Here is a 17,606-nt window from a genome sequence, read left to right on the forward strand (position 1 = left end):
AGATCAGCTGGTCATGACAATAAAAATTATACAAAGAAAGATAGGATGGCTGTTGCTATTTTCAGCGGTATTATGCTCCTGCAATAAAATTCTGGAAGTAGACCAGCCGGACAATCTGGTCTATGATGAATTCTGGAACAACCGGGATCAGGTGTATGCCTCATTGATGGGATTGTACACTTCCATTCAGAGTAATATTGCAAGTTTTCATGCCTGGGGCGATATCCGTTCCGGTCTTTATAAACCGGGAACAGGAGATGCATTTACGAGCTCCGACCGCCAATTCCTGTCGCAGGATATTTATCCGGAGAACGCGCTGCTTTCCTGGTCCTCCGTTTATAAATCAATTGGCTGGATCAATGCTTTTATAAAAAATGCGCCCTTGGCACTGGAAAAGGATCCGACATTTGACGAATCAGAACTACAGCGGATGCTGGGTGAAGCCCATGCACTGCGCGCCCTGAATTATTTCTATCTGGTACGGGCATTTAAGGAAGCGCCATTAATTACCGAGCCTTATGAATCGGACAACCAACTCATCAATACAGCCGCCGTGGATGAATCTGCGCTCCTGGAATTCATCGAGGCGGACCTGGACCTGGCACTGAAGCAATGCGCCGAAACTTTCGAGAACGCAGACGAAAAGTACGGTAGGGTTACCAAAAATGCAGTCCGGGCATTATGGGCAGATGTAAAGCTCTGGAAAAATGAGTACCAGGAAGTGCTGGAGCTCTGCGCCCCCCTGGACGCGCAGTATGCTTCACAGCTGGTTGGTCCGTTTGACTGGTACAGTATTTTTAATCCGGGCAATAGTCCGGAAAGCATTTTTGAGCTCCAATACAAGCCCACCGGACCCTCTTCTCCACTCTACGGCTGGTTCGCCTATTATTCGGGGCGTTCTTCCAATGGAACCCGGTTTATGGCCAATCCGCTGAATGTGCAACTGGCCAGTGAGGAAATACTTTACCCCACAGCATTGCCGGAATATACCAGCTCCGATACCATCCGGTATAAAAACTATGCAGCCTACCGCAACAGCAGCGTTTCGGGAAGTTTTGGTTCCGGGTGGGAAGTTTATAAATTTCTGGGGCAGGAACCTTATCAACCATCCTATCGACCTGCCAACGATCGCAGGTTGGTGAACTATATCCTGTATCGGTACAGGGAAATCCTGCTGATGAAAGCCGAGGCTTATGCCATGCTGAACCGGTATCCGGAGGCGGAGGACATGATCAACATGATCCGGGCACATTGTAATATTCCCCTGTTGTCGACCGGCGAATCCGGAGAAGGGGCGGAGTTCTTTTCCCGGCTATTGATGGAAAGAGAAGCAGAACTGGGCTTTGAAGGTAAAGAATGGTTTGCCGCCGTCAGGATCGCCAGACGAGCCGGCCTGTCGGAAGTGTTGCTCACCAAGTCAGCCACCAATAATCCGATGAATTATTCCTATCAGGTGATCAGGGCCAGGTTGCTGGATCCCGAAAGCTGGTTCCTGCCATATAATAAAACGGAACTGGAAAACAATGCTGCCCTGGTCCAAAAAGACTTTTACAAAAACAGATAATATTAAAATTAAAAATCAGGAATATGTACAGGATTTTTATTTTATTCAGTTTCATTCTTTGTTTGTCCGGATCTTATTCCTGTCAAAGAGAACTTTCCGGCGCCCGATATGAGTCCGATGATGAAATCCAGATGATGGATTATATCGACAAAAGGGAGGACCTGTCAATTTTTCGCGATCTGATTGATTACGTCGGCCAACGCAATCTGTTAAAAACTGCAGGTTCCTATACCTTGTTTGCTCCGACAAATCCGGCTTTTGAAGCCCTTTTCAAAAGCCTCAGTGCAGAAGGCCCCCAGGTGCAATCCGTACGCGACAAGGACCCGGAGTTCTGGCTGAGCTATTTTCAATACCATTTGATGGATGAAAAAATAAATGTAAACGAATTTGAATTCGGCCCCTTGCCGGCGGCTACCGTTTATGAGAATAAATACCTGATCGCCGATATCAGTGCTTCGTACAATGCGATAAAACTCAATAACAGTGCAACCATTACCGAAAGTAATATTGAACTTACCAATGGATATATTAATATCCTGGACCAGGTGCTGAAGCCGCCATTTGAGAATGTATACGAAACCCTTACACAGAGCGGCAGATATAAGGTAATGTTAGACATCTTTGATGAGACCGGGTACAGTCATTATCTTAAGGACAGCCTGGTCACCTTGTTTGTTGAGTCCGATCAGGTCCTGGAGACCGCCGGATTCTCCAAAGCAGACCTTCCCGATTTAGAAGCATGGGTTCAATATCATATCGTACCCGATTCCGGTTATTTTCTGAATCTCATGGCCGGTAAGCGCTTTTATCCCCTGCTTAAAAGTCAGACTTTGAGTTTCAATGTCGATGACTTTGGCCGGTACTATATCAATGAAGTGTATCCATTCAGCCAAAGCGCCACCCTGGGAATCGACCAGGTATGCAGCAACGGCATCTTTCACACGCTGGACACCTTGCTGGAGATCGTGGATGCCGTACCCGCCACCATCAGATTCAATCTTTACCCTCCCGGAAGCCCTTATGGGGAACAGAACATTTTTACGGTGGCACCGGCAACCATCACACTCAATACAGGCACCCAAAGCTATCACCAGCACAAGGAGAAAAAGATTGTTGCTTTCAATGCAACGCAGATTGGTGATTATTTCTATATGACAATTCCGGATGTACCTGCAGGAAAATATCAGATACGAATGTTACATCGGGGTGGTGGAACCCGCGGAAAATATATTGTCATTTACAACAATGAAGTGGTTCAGGAATTGGTCAATATGGCCAAGGCAGATGGACCCTTTGAAGAATGGAATTATCTGTCCTATAATAATTGCGGGGAGATCAACGTAGGCGATCTGTCAGATGTGAAACTCTACTTTGCATTCGCGGGGTATGGCTCCAATTCCAACCCGTCCTATTGTTGCGATTTACTCTGTGATATGGTTGAACTGATTCCGATAAAATGATATTAAACAGCACTCATGAAATTAATTGTGAATAACAAGAAGCTTTTCAAATGGGCGGGCCTGGTTCTGCTTCTAGCCGGTAGTTATAAGGCCACAGGACAGCAGTCAGGCAGGGACAGTTCAGATTGGCGTGGCCTGGATAAACTGGGGATTAGCGATTCACTGCCGATCACTTCAGTACCGGTACAATCGGATGCGGTTTCCTTCGCTTCACTGCTAACCGGTACACCGGGTATTCATGTGACTGAAACAGGTACCATCGCAGCGGCGCCCCAGCTTATGATACGGGGTTTACAAACCATTAACTTAAACGCGTCGCCACAAATCTATGTAGATGGCATGCCGGTGAGGTATGCAAGAGACCTGCCTTCTTTTCTCTCCACCTATGAACCTACCCGATTTGGTTATCTGAATTTAAACGACATCGATAAGACCATCGTCATCCGTGAGGCGGCCGATCTGGCCGCATTGGGGGGCAGGGGCGCCAATGGTGCCATTTATCTGGAAACCGAGCGTGGGGAATTCGGCGGTACAAAAATTGATGTTACGGCCAATACCGGTTTTATGCGGGCCAAATATAATATCAACCATATGGACGCTTCCGGATTCCGGAATTATCTGGGCCAGTACCTGGCGGAAAATGGCGCCACGGAATCGGAACTGAATAACAATCCCCTGTTGCATTCCAGCAACCCTGCTTACAATCAACAAACTGACTGGATCGGTATGATCGACCGACCAGCCCGCTATAATGATTACCATGTTAAACTAAAAGGAGGATCCGCCGACGCCAATTACATGTTTAGCGTGGGCCACACCGGGACCCAGGAAACCCTGCAGGGATCTAAATATAACCGGACGACCATGAGATTCAACCTGGATTATCATCTTTCCAAACGATTCGAAATCCGTAATAATCTGAGTTATTCAAATACAGGCTCAAGGTATCTGGAGCAAGGATATGATTGGGGCATACATCCCTTATTTACCGCTGCTTCGAAAGCACCTTTTTTCGGTAAAATGGCTTACAATAATGACCAGCAACCAACCAATCTCCTGGCCGACATAGACCTGCTGGGCAAAAGCAATCCCTGGGCCCTGGTCAACAACATGAAAAATAGAAATGAAGAAAACAGGGTAGACGGCATGATTGCGGCCAAATGGCGGATCAGGGAAGACTGGGCCCTATATTCTTCACTGGCTATAGGATACTATAATATGAAAGAGAGTCAATACCGCCCTGCGCTGGGAATCGTTGCCGATAAGTATAGAATCCGTCAGAATGCCAATAGGGGATCCAGCGAATTTTCGCTGATCTGGAACAGCTACATGAAGCATTCCGGTGCCTGGGGCAGTCAATTGCGATACCATACCGAATGGGGCGCATGGATAGAGACATTTGAGGACAAATCAATTTATGGCCGAAAAGTCAATGCGGGTACCGATGATTATGAGACCTTGAAACAGGGAACCGTAGATAGCGCTTCTAATAACAGATTTCGTTCCAATCTCAGCCGTTTTTATGCTAGTGGCCAAATAGATTTCTGGAACCGTTTAAATCTCTGGGCCAATCTGGCGGTGGAAGGCTCGTCTAATTTCGGACCCAAAGGTCGCTGGGGACTATATGGCGGTGCCAAATTGGCTCTGGATCTATTACCACGGGACCAGTCTTATGGCGTCGCCCTGCAAGCCAGCTATGGCAGAACGGGTAACAATGACGTGCGGGGGTATTATCAGAACAACCTGTATTACACGATAAGTTATTTTGGGTATGGCGGCGTGTACCTGGGCAATGTGGCCAACGAGGCCATTCGACCTGAAATTACTGATGCCTATGATGCCGGAATTCGATTCAGTCTGCTGAACCAAAGACTGGTAATTGAAGCCAGCTATTACCAGCGGCAAACCAGTAACCTGATCACCTACCGTAATTATCCCGTGGAACTGGGGCTGGATCCCCAATTTGAAAATGGGGGCAAGCTCAAATCCAGTGGCTGGGAACTCGGTATTCAAGCCCGGGTATTGAATCGCAAATCATTCAGATGGGAATTGTTCGGTAACCTTTCCACTCTGGACAATAGCGTGGAACAGCTGAATAACGGAGATATCATTCGCAGCATTTCGAATATCAGCGGTATTGCCCGCCAATCGAGTCCGCTCGGATCATTTTACGGGTACAGAATTCAGGGAGTCTTCAAAACAGCGGCAGAAGTAAATTTAAAGAAATCAGACGGCACAGATTATAAACAAGGCGATTATATCATCGAAGACATTAATGGAGATGGTAAGATAAATACCAGCGACCAACAAATTATAGGCAGTCCGCTGCCCAAAATATTTGGCGGCTTTGGAACGGCCTGGACCTATAAACGTCTGAGTCTGGAAGCCCGCTTCAGCTTTTCCTACGGACAGGATATTTATAACAGTTTTAACCAGCAAATGCATTTGATGGCGGATTATTCCAACCAGTCAGCAGCAGTTGGTAATCGCTGGCGGTCACCGGCTGCGCCCGGTAACGGGCAATTTAGCCGGGCGGCATTTGGCGATCCGTCTTTTAACGGCGTGGCTTCTGATCTGTGGGTGGAAGATGGCAGTTATACCCGGTTAAAATCCTTGTCTCTGGGATACGATCTGCCGTTTGGCAAATCAATAACTTTTATTAAAGGTTTGCAGATCCATATTACCGGCGAAAATCTGTTTACCCTGACCCATTACAGCGGTTTGGATCCGGAGGTAGTGACACTGAACGATGTACTGCTGCGGGGTATTGATTTTGGAGCTTCGCCCTTGCCCCGGTCGGTTATCATTGGTCTTAAATTATCGCTTTAAGTATAAAATAGAATCATATGCATCAGATACCTGTATATACAGTCCAAACCGGAACACGCATCGCTAAAAGACTGCGATACAATCCGGTGGCCATTTGTTTATGGTTCCTGGTATTGTTGACCGGTTGTAAAAGCTTTTACGATGTGGACCCTTATTCTGTTATGAAGGAAGAAGACTTCAACAAAAACCGGGAGGACCTAAATGCCAGTGCCATGGGAATGTATGAGCCGCTGACTCAGGAAGTACATAAATTGCTGCTCTGGGGCGATGCCAGGGCAGACATGGTAACGACAGGGCAGAAAGAGCCCGATCCTTATATAAACGAATTTGTGTTAAACAATATCAGCCCCGAAAATCCCTATACCAGTTACGCAGGTATTTATAAGACCATTGCCCGTTGTAATCGACAAATGGAGAAAGTGTATGTAGTCGCTAATCTAGATGACAAAATTATGGAACGGGACGCCGGGGCTTTCTATGCAGAAGCATTATTGCTACGCGCCTACTGTTATTACCTCCTGGTCAGAAATTTTGATCGATTCCCAATCATTCTGTCGGATATGGCAGAGCAAATCAGTTATATTGACCAGAATGGGGATACCCTGAGAAGAAAAACCCGGGATATGACGGGTGGAGAGATCAGGGAGAATTATTACTATCCCGCCAGCCGCGATGAAGTCTGGCAAATGATTTATGGTGATGCACTGACAGTTCTGGGTATCTTACCCCTCAATTTTCAGTGGAACAGAAATTCATTGCCCGCCCAGGAACGATACGGAAGGGTGTCGCAGGTGATGGCAGCAACTTTTGCCGCTGAACTGGCGCTTTGGCTGGGGAACTATCAGGCAGCATCTGCCTTTGCAAATTCACCCGTTAGAAATTCCAATCACACACTGAGTACATCTGGTACCTGGATCAACCAGTTTACGGGGTCCTATGCCTCCCTGCATTCTATGTTTTTGTTGGGCTACCGTTATGATAATAGCTTCGAGACCAACCGACTTCAGGAATTCACGTCTCCGATTGCTTCAGACGGTGGTAAATATTATCTGAAACCTGCTACGGATGTCATTCAGCATATTTTCTCCTATGAGGGGGGAGACATTCGCACGGAGTTCAGCTATAAAATTATTAATGGAGATACAGTCATCTGGAAATATATCGGCCAGGACAATGTAGTCAGCATGCGGCCTGCATACCAAAGTGATGCCAGCTGGCCTTTTTATCGAAGTGCTGATGCCTTCCTGATCAAAGCAATCGCGGACCTGATGTTGGAAGATTATGCAACAGCTTTCAATTTTGTCAATATGCTACGGGAGGCGCGGGGTCTGGAGGAATTGGATCCGGCAGAAGTGGACTATAAGAATAAGGAATTTATGCTGGCATTGATTTTTAAGGAAAAAGCCAGGGAATTTGCTTTTGAAGGTAAACGCTGGTATGATCTGATGCTTTGGTCCAGGCTCTCGGGCAAGAATCAGCTGGCAGAAACGGTAGCGCAGAAATATGCTTCGCCAAAGCGGGAAGAGATATTGACCCGTTTACAGCAGGAAGATGCCTGGTTTATTAAAGCAAATCCATCTTCACAGCCGTAATTTTTAAACTTAAAATCGGAAAGTCTTTACATTCTAAGAATAAAGAACGAAATTTTATGAAAAAACGCATACAAAGTCTGCTTTTGTCAGTTGGGCTACTGAGCCTGCTGGCCAATATGGGTTGTTATAAAGAACAGCATTTTGACTTTCCCGGTCCCTTTGAAGACAGTTCCTTAGTCAATATTGTAGACTCACTTCCCTTTCCTTTTGACAAGACCCGTCAGGCAGGCGTCTGGTTGATGAAAGACAACCAGCCGGATTTCAGTAAAATTCTTTTCAAGGGATATACTGATTATAAGGCGATGCATGATACGGTATCCTGGGTACGGGAATCCGGCGGGATGCGGCTGATCCCTCACCGTAACTACTACCCACTCTCGGACGCTGATCATTTGGGGGGTGATCCCAATAGCTACAAATACAACTGGGCATATTCCAAATATTTTGTACCTGTAGGTTCAGGAAAAAGTTTCTATATGTACAGCAAAGTAACATTCGGAACATTCAGTGGTACGGCTGCCGGTCTGGTATTGGGCGCGAGCTGGAACACCGGCGGCGTATTCGTTTTCGGGATGGATGGCAATAGCAGTATAGCACCGATGTTCTTTGTTGATCTTTACGGAACTTTGGGGGCCACGGTCGACCCGGATCAGGGCTGGCCGACGGCTAATGAAGTGATCATTCCTGGCGTACCTGCCGAGCTGGAAGTCGTAATTCATGACAATCTTTTCTATATCAAAGTGAATGGTACCCTTTGCTTTTTGTTTAAGATATCCCGAGAAACCCCATATTATTTTACGCCTCAGATCCGTCCCTGGAGAAATTTTGTCACGGTGCATGACTTTTATCTGGAGAGTTCAGATATGTATACGGTGGACTACGCCATGTATGAACATCAGCAGGGCTATAACCGGCTGCAGGCACCTGCACTCACTAAAGCCTCCAATGGGGATTTGCTTCTGTTCGCAGAGGGTCGGTCTCAACCCGGTTCAGCTTTTGAAAGAGTGGCACAGCAGACAATGGCCGTAGGAAATACTGATATCGTGATGTCCCGTTCCGTAAATAACGGTGTCGGCTGGGATAGGGAATTAAAAGTGATTGCAGGTTCGGGAACTGATGATACGTATGGGTTCCCACAGGTGCTGAATACTGCGGATGGTAAAATCATTCTGCATTACAATAAAATCTCGCTGACCGAGGTCAATGGAAACTTTAGTTACACGCCAGAACAAACGATGTATCAGATCGTTTCAAATGATAATGGTCAAAGCTGGTCATCTCCGGTTGATTTAACCACACAGTTGGAAGACCCGGCCAATGGCTATTTGAAAAGCAGTACCGGACATGGTATAGAACTAAAGAATGGCCGGTTGGTCATGCCAGTGATCTATGGAGGTAAAGTTTTAAAACTCGCTATTTCCGATGATCAGGGTAATAGCTGGCATACCAGTCAGGGGCTGGAAGGTTTGAATATTTCGGCAGGATCGGTCATGGAACTGGCTGATTCCAGATTGTTGCTGATCCTGACCCACGGGAATGCTTCCCCCCAAAGTAAATTGATCACTTACAGTAGTGACGGAGGAGAGACCTGGTCAGTTCCCGAAGCTATGGAATCCGATGGCACCAGTCTGACGGGCGGTTATATGATCGGAGGTATCGCTTTGACGGATGAGAAGGGGGATATTTATTTAATCAATGCCTCAGGTCGCACCCGTGATCCCGAAACCTATCGCGGTCCCAATTTTGGCGTCAGTCCCCAGCTGTTCCGTAGTACGGATGGCGGCAGTACCTTCAGCACCCTGGGCAATTTGTTTACCAAGACGGCCTACCGGGGCTATGCGGATCCTATTGGAAACACGGATGCCGTCTTTGCAGCAGATGGCACCCTGGTGATAGCGGGGGAGGGGGGTGTGGAAAGTCCACAGGAAGGGATTGTGGTGTATCGAAGGTAATGCTGCGGAGAAAAGCCAAAGCAGTTTTCAGTAAAAAATAAGCCGTTACATGAAGATAAAGATTATCATTAGCTTCCTTTTGTTCACCGTATTTAATAAGGTTTGGGTTCATGCCAGGCCTAACCGAAAACCATTTAATGTGCTGTTGATCACCATCGATGACCTTCGGCCCAGCCTGGGGTGCTATGGGGATGCAAAAGCTATCACGCCATTTATGGATCAGCTTGCTTCCCGGGGCATTTTATTCAACCGTGCCTATTGTCAGCAGGCGGTATGCAATCCTTCGCGCAGCTCGGTCATGACGGGACGCCGGCCTGATGACATCGGGGTAACAGACCTGGTTACCCATTTTCGCAAAAAATATCCGGACCTGGTCACACTGCCGCAGGCTTTTCGCAAGGCTGGATATATTGCCCGGGGCATCGGAAAAATATATCACGGGTCCAGAAATACGCAGGATGAAGCTTCCTGGTCCCTACCTTCTATACAGAATCTGTCGCTACGCAGCGAGGAATACTTCCTACCTCAAAATCAAAAAAAAGGGAAGGCGGCTGCTTATGAGTTCACTCCGGGTGCCGATGATAAATATCCGGATGGTAAAATTGCCAATGAATTGATACAGGCACTTAGAAGTTTTAAAAATTCGGGTGGGCCTTTTTTTCTGGCAGCAGGATTCAAAAAACCGCATCTGCCATTCAATGCCCCGCAAAAATACCTGAAGCTATATGAAAATACCGCGTTTGCTCCGACTGCATTCAATGCCAGACCCCGCAATGCGCCTGAAATAGCCTTTCACCATTCTCAGGAACTACGTGGATATACGGATATTGCCGATTCCGGACCATTGTCAGCGCAGCAACAAGAAGCGCTGATAAAGGCTTATTATGCCTGTATCAGTTTTGTCGATGCGCAGATTGGTAAAATTCTCGATGAACTGGATCGATTGGGATTACGGCAGCAAACTATCGTCCTGCTTTGGGGCGATCATGGTTACCATCTGGGGGAACAGGATCTCTGGTGTAAATCTGCCAATTTTGAACTGGACACCAGAATTCCCCTGATCATCTCCGTCCCGGGAGGCGCGCATCAAGGCACCGTCACACCGGCCATCGTCGAAGCACTGGATATTTACCCTACCTTGTTGGACCTTTGTGATCTTCCCCCTATGACCGGTTTAGGAGGAAAAAGTCTGAAACCCCTGTTGAATCATCCCCGAATGAAATGGACCTATCCGGCCTACAGCCAGTTTGGGAGACCTTATAACGCGATCACCACCGGCCGACCAACACATATGGGTTATACCATTAGGACCTCAGACTGGCGCTATACCCTATGGTATCGTTTAAAGGACGGCCTGGTTGAATCCCGGGAACTTTATGATATGCGTGTCGATTCCATCGAGTCCCTTAACCTGGCCGGCATTAGGAAATACAGAAAGGCAGAACGCAGACTCGGGGCGCTTCTGAATGAATATCGTCAGTGTCATGCACCATAGATTTCATTCATATAACGCTGGTTTAGCGGACCCATCCGCACAATAAAAAAATTACAAATGAAACATGCAAAATTAATACTAGCATTTATAGTGATAGTGCCTGCGATCCTGTTAATGGTCGCCTACAGGCCGCCTCAGCATAAGGATCTTCGCCCGTCAATTCTCTGGCAAAAAGGAACCGGTAAATACAATAATTACAGAATCCCGTCTTTAATTACGACAAAACAGGGCACACTGCTGGCATTTTGTGAAGCAAGGGAAAAAGGAGATACCGGAGATATTGACCTGCTGGTAAAACGTTCGGAAGACAATGGCAGGACCTGGAGTGATGAACTGGTCGTTTGGGATGATGGCAGCAATACCTGTGGTAATCCCTGTCCGGTTGTAGATCAGCAAACGGGTCGTATTTGGCTAATGATGACATGGAATAACGGGAATGACGGAGAAAAAGCAATCATACGCAAGCAGTCTTCCGCCCCCAGAATACCCTATATATGTTATTCTGATGATGATGGCCTCAACTGGTCCCGTCCACAAAGTCTGAAGGATGTCGCCCGGGATACTTCCTGGGGCTGGTACGCGACAGGGCCTGGAATCGGCATCCAGATACAAAACGGCATTTATAAAGGACGTCTGGTCATTCCGGCCAATCACAGTTATGACGATCCGTCAGCAAGAATTGGGAAAGGTCCCTACGGATATGGAGCCCATGTACTTTATTCAGATGATCATGGAAAAACCTGGCTACGCAGTGCATCAATTACACCCGGATGTAACGAAAGTCAGGTCACAGAGCTTTCTGATGGCAGTCTGCTGATGAATATGCGCTCCTATAACCAGCATCATAGCCGGGCAATATCCTACAGTAAGGATGGAGGAATCACCTGGTCGCCTGTTGTTCATGATTTACAACTGGTGGAATCAGTTTGTCAAGCCAGTATCCTGAACCTTGGATCTAAAGGCAAGTCGACCCGGCATCTTTTCTTTAATCCCGCTGTCCCGGAGGGAAGAACGCATTTGACGCTTAAGCTCAGTCTGGATGATTGCAAAAGCTGGTCCAACAGTAAATTGGTTTATGCAGGCCCCGGCGGCTATTCCTCTTTAAGCAGACTGAAGGATGGTCAGATTGGACTTTTCTTTGAAGCCGGCAGGAAATCACCTTATGAAAAAATGGTATTTGTGACAATACCTGAATCGGCCTTATACCAACCGGGTGTTTTACTGGGAGAAAATGATTTCTAGGCTGGCAATATTACTGCGATTAATGGTGACCTGCCTGCTGATTTTAGGTCAGTTAGGGGCAGCAGCACAGTATATTCACCAGTCCGTCATCTGGCCTCAGGGAGTCGATAGCAGTTACGGAATTAAAGAGCATTTTGTCTATGGCCTTATTGAAGCCAGCAATGGCAACCTACTCGCATTTGCCGAAGGACGTATCGATAAAGGGGATGCCAGTCCACATCATATCATTCTGAAGCGCAGTCTGGATAAGGGGGAAACCTGGTCGCCCTCAGTTCCGGTTGTTAAAAGTACAGCTGGCGCCAGCTATGCCAATCCAACGCCGGTCATAGACCAGAAAACCGGAAAGATTTTTTTATTCTTCGCCCGGAATTTTCATAATGATTCCACACAGCTTTTCTTTATAACCAGTGACGATCATGGGATAAATTGGTCACGCCCGAGAGACATCAGTTTCCTGATGCAGGGCGATCCGCTTGGCCGACCCTTTCATTTGCCAGGGCCCGGTCACGGCATCACTATGGAAAACGGTCGAATGGTAGTACAGGTCTGGCACCGGTTTCCAGTCAAACTGCCCGTTCACCAGAGAAAATATGGAGTTTCGGTAATTTACAGTGATGATCATGGCAATCATTGGCAACCCGGAGGATTTATACCGGGTGTGGACAGTTTTACTGCGAATGAATCAAGGATTATACTACTGGGAGGTGATGCATTATTGCTAAATGCCCGTTTAAGCGAGCTGGGAAATCATACCGGCAGGGGCGTGTCCTATAGTTACGATGGAGGTATCACCTGGTCCTGGCCTGTACGAAGCCGGATTCCCCCGTTTACGGCTGTCGACGCGGGCTTTAATACGTTCCGTTTTCAGGGAAAGCGGTTTATGGTCTGCAGCAGGCCTATGGGGCCCGGAAGAAATAACCTGGGAGTCAGTTATTCTGCAGATTCAGGGAAGCATTGGTCAAATCCTAAAATCATATTTGAAGGACCCGCTAATTATTCCGATATAATTGTTCTGAAAGACGGCAGCTTCTTATTGCTGTATGGAAGAGGCCGTCCCCGGTATACCGCGGTCGCCAGATTTGACCTGGCATGGCTGATGAATGAATACAGGCACTGACGGGTATCATTTAATGCCGGTCATTTTACATGTTTTAATGCCGGCTGTATGTCCGGATTCAGGGCACCTAAACACTCATTTCACATCCAGTATTTAAGCTCAGCTACAAAAATGGAAATTACCCGAAAATTCACCAATAATCGGGAGCCGGTCTTTGCGGCCGCAGACTATGTCGAACTTAGGGAATTCTTTGAAAATATTGTAAAAGCGGAACAAAAGTTTATCGGATACCAGTAGAGCCCCTAAAAGAACTCTTGAAAAACTTGTCCATAGTCGCGCGAAAAGCCTCCCGAAAAATCTTTCAGACACTACCCAAATATGTAGTTGCCCGAAAATAGGAGGGTAAGTTATTTTGCAGTTACAAACTCCTCATTAATATCGTGAAAGTTTTAATGCTGCTCATAATAACAGTTTTGTTTGGAACGCCAGTTATAGTATGCGCTCAAAACACCCAGGAAGAGAAAGTCCTGAATGCCCTGATTCAAGTGGGAATGATACGCAGGCAGGGCAATCAACTCATATTTAAAGTAAAGAAAGCAAGTGACACTGCGCAGATAAGAATGATGTATTCAGCATTCTTTAGCAGCAATAAATGGAACATAGGCTTTGATATTGACGGGCAATATTTCGATAGAAAGCCTAAAGCAAAAGCAGATCTCACCAACCTATTTAAGAAGGAAAAGGAACCGGCCACGGCGTCACCGGTATATGACGCGGCCGCGCCACGAACGGAAACCATTTCAGCACGCCTGCCAACAGCTGATGAAGAATTTTTTCAATCCGGATCTTTCTTAATTCGGACGGCCAGGGACTACCGATACCTCACAGTTAAAGGGGATGAACCTGTGGCCCAATCCCAGGTGCTTATGAATTCCTTTATAAATAGTCCGGCCAGACAATATTGGAAACTGGTGCCACAAAATGATGGCTATTTTAAAATAGAAACAGAAAACGGCTTATGTCTTACTCAGGGTTTTGTCCTTACAGTTATGCCATATAGCAATGCTGAAACGCAGTTATGGCGGCTGGAAAATACAGAAGATGGCTTTTACAATGTCGTTTCCAAAAAAGGATTCTATATGTTCTTACCGAATCACCGAAATGTTGAAAATGCCGGAATTAGCTTTAGAAATCGTGATAAAACAACTGATGAAAAATGGCATTTAATAAAATGGACAAATGATCAACGGCGGGTTACATCTTTTATACCAGAAACGCATGGTTTCTGTTTCATCAATACATTTAATGGAGAAGATTTCCTGCGTTGGGGTGGTTTGTGTGGCGGTATGGTATATACCGCACTAGACTATTTTAACCACCATATGCCGATACCAAAACAATCTTACGCGCCAGCAAACGAAACACCACTTCAATCGTATATATTTTCAAGACAGAACCATTCAATTTGGGATGTGAACGAAAAATGGAGCGAACTTGAAGTTTCCTATAATACGAGAGCAAATGAAATTTTTCGATGGGGGTTGCAGGGAACAAACGGCGGACAATTGGAATCGTTAATAAAGTCTATTGATGCAAATACTTCCAGACCTCTCGGATTATTTGCAGGTGGTGTATTGGGCATAAATGATGTAAATGGAGGGAGGCATGTCGTATTAGGCGTAGGCTACGCCATCGGTCGTTACCGAGGCGACATGGGAGCCAATAAGGGCGATTGTAAGATATTCATTTACAACCCTAATCAAAGTAATGTCACTCGCACATTGGTTCCCGATCTACTTAAAAAATGCTTTTTTGAAGTGGAAACCGGATATGCCTGGCGCACTTACTTTGTAAACAAGAGATATGATGACAGCCACGTTCCAACACGGGATTATGTGAATTACCCAGAGGGACAGGCAGAGGGTAGTGTGCGCCATTTGTATGCAACCTTTTACACAGGTAACGATGATCTTAGAGGTGGAAATGATAATATTAATATGACTATAAAATACACTGATGGTACTGAACAAATTTTTAATAATGTAAATAATGGCGCCCGATGGGTGGATAACAGTATACAAACAATTCATTTGACTTTAAACCGAGCGGTACAAAAACAAGACATTCAAAGCTTCGTCCTGGAATTTACTACCAGAGCTACTTTCAGTGTGGTTGATTATGACAATTGGAATTTAAGCTCATTTTCTGTTAGCAGTGGACGAAATGGTCTCGTATATGCACAGGCATTCCCTGCTGCCGGGGCCTCTTATTATTTTCGTTTTACTGGAGGGCAACGATTTAACACAATTCCAGCCTTACCATAAATTTAAGGAGGGGAGGAGATTATCGAGGACTAAAATTAAAAGGAGCAACAGCTCGAGATCTATTAAAACTATCGCCCCGATTTTCCTTCCAGACTTCGTAGATATGACACCAATTTTCGGTAGATCCTCAAAAGCATAAATAATTAACACATACCTATCCCTTTTAAAGTAGCTAAACGTCTTTGGACATCGAAACCCTTTGCGACTCCGTTGCGAATTCCCTCGTCAAAAGCTTTTTTCAATACCTGAACCTTATTTTCTTCTTCTTCAAGCAGCCGAAGTCCGGCTTGAATAGCTTCACTGGCATTTTCGCACCTTTTCCGCCTATTTAACTCTATGTTGAAAATTACTTTTGCAGTGAAAAATACTTATCTGTTACACTATTGCAATTAGCTATTCGAACCCTTAAGTAAATTTTTATAATCGTACTTTTTGTATTCTGTAACCTTTTCTTTGGCTACATTAAGCAATTCATTTTTCACCTCAATTCTAAACCAATATTCAGGATCAGTGTGTGTAAAGGCACTAAGTTTTAGTACTATATTAGCGTTTAATTTTCGACCTTCGGTAAGATATTTATGTAAGTTGCTATCCTGCATTTCAAAAAGGTCTGCGAGGCTTTTTTGTGTCGCATTGAAAGCTTTTAGATACAGTTTTACGAAATCCAGAATCTTTTTTTTCTCAACTATATGTTCGTTCTCAATATAATCTTCTATTTGATACTGAACGGCCAAAAGTTCGTTTTTAAGCTTTCGTTCTTTTGATTGCTTTTGAGAATGAGAAAGAATAAAAGACTTTAAGTTACTCTTTTTATCTTCATTCCATATATCTGTTGCCTGTATTTCTTTATTGCGTACCATTGTTATTTATTTAAAAATTCCTTTATTAATTTTTCACCTTGTTCGGGCGATATACACATTGTCGTGGTATGTCCGAATCTAAGAGCACCATATTTTTCACAATATAGAGCCATCAATTTGGTCTCATCCTGCTGGCGCTGCTCTTTAACATCAAATGTGAGCCATCCTTTAAAATCACCTTCACCATGAATAAAACTCAACCTACAGGCAAAAGCTATAAGGCAGGCAGCTACATCATCATATTTTCTGTCTTTATATTTATTATGTGGTGCTATTTCTATATAAGACATGTAAGGCTCATGCTGATCTCTCATCTTGAAACTAAGACACCCCTCTATTATTGTCGGACTCTCGTCGCATATCAAAACATATGTTATAAGCTTTTCTTTCCTAGTATTGCTTTTGAAATTGAAACGCCACCCATCAGTTAATGACGGCAAAGGTGTTTTCGCCCCAGCCTGTATTATTTGCCCATCAATCTCTTGACCATCTTTGATCCTGATTATTTTAACTTTCATTACAGCAGATTAATATAAAGATACGATAAATTATACAATTTGTACAATTATTTTCCCGTCAATCAACTTTTTGAAAAAAACATTAGGAATTTCAACGGTATTTTAAACGCAGCAGAAATCTGATGGACTAGGAGATGCACGCGTTTCATTCTTTTCCAATAAAAATATCTTTTTTTGGTTCCAATCATCACCACATCAGCAGCTTTCGCGGTCTATTTTATCCCATAGATTTACCAGAAACGTATACCTCAGGCTTCATATATCTTAATAAACAACCTAGCGTCTTTAAACCAGGAATCCATATAGAAGTCACCGCCGGGTGTAGTCAAAGTTCCCTAAAACCCGCATTGTTTAAGAAAGCTAAACTATGATATTATGTTAAATAGTAATTACTTTTCCCCGACACTTCATTAGTTGTCGTGTATTAGCCGTACGGCTTTAATGCCGCAGGTTCAAAAATTGCCATATCTGAGCCTGTCCAAACTTGTTCCTTTAGCGAGGTCAGAAAATATAGGAAGCGGCGCACTATGTACATTTGACGGGACAGTAAGCGACCATTAAAATAGAAGCCGGGCAGAAAAGGCAAATATTTTGTAAACATCCAACGAGGACGGCCTATGATATTTGAATAAAAATCTGTATGGGGAGCATTTTCCCGGCTGCTTTTAGGATTCCGGTTAAAATCCTGAACTTTACTCCTATAATATTATTTC

The 17,606-nt window shown here is 45.0% G+C and carries 12 protein-coding genes; 9 read left to right on the plus strand and 3 right to left on the minus strand.

The genetic code is table 11. The features are described 5' to 3' along the window. The first annotated feature begins 13 nt into the window (after positions 1–13). From ACYVI9_RS15880 to ACYVI9_RS15920, 9 genes are all read left to right on the plus strand, one after another. Positions 14–1,564, plus strand: a complete 1,551-nt coding sequence (locus ACYVI9_RS15880) for a RagB/SusD family nutrient uptake outer membrane protein (RefSeq protein ID WP_460766403.1) — start codon at positions 14–16, stop codon at positions 1,562–1,564. A gap of 23 nt (positions 1,565–1,587) precedes the next feature. After that, entirely contained in the window at positions 1,588–3,024 is a 1,437-nt protein-coding gene (locus ACYVI9_RS15885; RefSeq protein ID WP_460766406.1) for a fasciclin domain-containing protein, read from the plus strand. A 15-nt stretch (positions 3,025–3,039) separates the two neighbouring features. Next, positions 3,040–5,853, plus strand: coding sequence for a SusC/RagA family TonB-linked outer membrane protein (locus ACYVI9_RS15890; RefSeq protein ID WP_460766409.1), 2,814 nt, complete (start codon positions 3,040–3,042; stop codon positions 5,851–5,853). Positions 5,854–5,870: 17 nt separating this feature from the next. Continuing rightward, entirely contained in the window at positions 5,871–7,445 is a 1,575-nt protein-coding gene (locus tag ACYVI9_RS15895; protein WP_460766412.1) for a RagB/SusD family nutrient uptake outer membrane protein, read from the plus strand. 56 nt (positions 7,446–7,501) lie between these two features. Beyond that, positions 7,502–9,397: a sialidase family protein gene (locus ACYVI9_RS15900; protein ID WP_460766415.1), complete on the plus strand. Its 1,896-nt coding sequence runs from the start codon at positions 7,502–7,504 to the stop codon at positions 9,395–9,397. A gap of 49 nt (positions 9,398–9,446) precedes the next feature. Beyond that, entirely contained in the window at positions 9,447–10,892 is a 1,446-nt protein-coding gene (locus ACYVI9_RS15905; protein WP_460766418.1) for a sulfatase, read from the plus strand. Positions 10,893–10,949: 57 nt separating this feature from the next. Next, complete coding sequence (locus ACYVI9_RS15910) at positions 10,950–12,134, plus strand: sialidase family protein (protein WP_460766421.1); 1,185 nt, start codon at positions 10,950–10,952, stop codon at positions 12,132–12,134. 22 nt (positions 12,135–12,156) lie between these two features. Continuing rightward, complete coding sequence (locus ACYVI9_RS15915; protein WP_460766424.1) at positions 12,157–13,251, plus strand: sialidase family protein; 1,095 nt, start codon at positions 12,157–12,159, stop codon at positions 13,249–13,251. A 380-nt stretch (positions 13,252–13,631) separates the two neighbouring features. Continuing rightward, entirely contained in the window at positions 13,632–15,515 is a 1,884-nt protein-coding gene (locus ACYVI9_RS15920; protein WP_460766427.1) for an RICIN domain-containing protein, read from the plus strand. Between the two features lie 143 nt (positions 15,516–15,658). On the opposite strand, the gene ACYVI9_RS15925 is transcribed toward ACYVI9_RS15920, so the two are convergent. From ACYVI9_RS15925 to ACYVI9_RS15935, 3 genes are read right to left on the minus strand one after another with little or no spacing between them, the layout of a single operon-like run. Beyond that, complete coding sequence (locus ACYVI9_RS15925) at positions 15,659–15,862, minus strand: type II toxin-antitoxin system ParD family antitoxin (RefSeq protein ID WP_460766437.1); 204 nt, start codon at positions 15,860–15,862, stop codon at positions 15,659–15,661. A 42-nt stretch (positions 15,863–15,904) separates the two neighbouring features. Further along, entirely contained in the window at positions 15,905–16,375 is a 471-nt protein-coding gene (locus ACYVI9_RS15930; protein ID WP_460766428.1) for a hypothetical protein, read from the minus strand. A gap of 2 nt (positions 16,376–16,377) precedes the next feature. Next, positions 16,378–16,893 carry a hypothetical protein gene (locus tag ACYVI9_RS15935; RefSeq protein WP_460766431.1) on the minus strand — a complete coding sequence of 172 codons (516 nt, stop codon included), beginning with the start codon at positions 16,891–16,893 and terminating at the stop codon, positions 16,378–16,380. Positions 16,894–17,606: the final 713 nt, after the last annotated feature.

The organism is Niabella terrae, assembly GCF_054783135.1.

Excerpts from the sequence above, each read along its gene's own strand:
- ACYVI9_RS15880 (WP_460766403.1), top strand. The coding sequence starts at position 14 with ATGACAATAAAAATTATACAAAGAAAGATAGGATGGCTGTTGCTATTT.
- ACYVI9_RS15885 (WP_460766406.1), top strand. The coding sequence starts at position 1,588 with ATGTACAGGATTTTTATTTTATTCAGTTTCATTCTTTGTTTGTCCGGA.
- ACYVI9_RS15890 (WP_460766409.1), top strand. The coding sequence starts at position 3,040 with ATGAAATTAATTGTGAATAACAAGAAGCTTTTCAAATGGGCGGGCCTG.
- ACYVI9_RS15895 (WP_460766412.1), top strand. The coding sequence starts at position 5,871 with ATGCATCAGATACCTGTATATACAGTCCAAACCGGAACACGCATCGCT.
- ACYVI9_RS15900 (WP_460766415.1), top strand. The coding sequence starts at position 7,502 with ATGAAAAAACGCATACAAAGTCTGCTTTTGTCAGTTGGGCTACTGAGC.
- ACYVI9_RS15905 (WP_460766418.1), top strand. The coding sequence starts at position 9,447 with ATGAAGATAAAGATTATCATTAGCTTCCTTTTGTTCACCGTATTTAAT.
- ACYVI9_RS15910 (WP_460766421.1), top strand. The coding sequence starts at position 10,950 with ATGAAACATGCAAAATTAATACTAGCATTTATAGTGATAGTGCCTGCG.
- ACYVI9_RS15915 (WP_460766424.1), top strand. The coding sequence starts at position 12,157 with ATGGTGACCTGCCTGCTGATTTTAGGTCAGTTAGGGGCAGCAGCACAG.
- ACYVI9_RS15930 (WP_460766428.1), bottom strand. The coding sequence starts at position 16,375 with ATGGTACGCAATAAAGAAATACAGGCAACAGATATATGGAATGAAGAT.
- ACYVI9_RS15935 (WP_460766431.1), bottom strand. The coding sequence starts at position 16,893 with ATGAAAGTTAAAATAATCAGGATCAAAGATGGTCAAGAGATTGATGGG.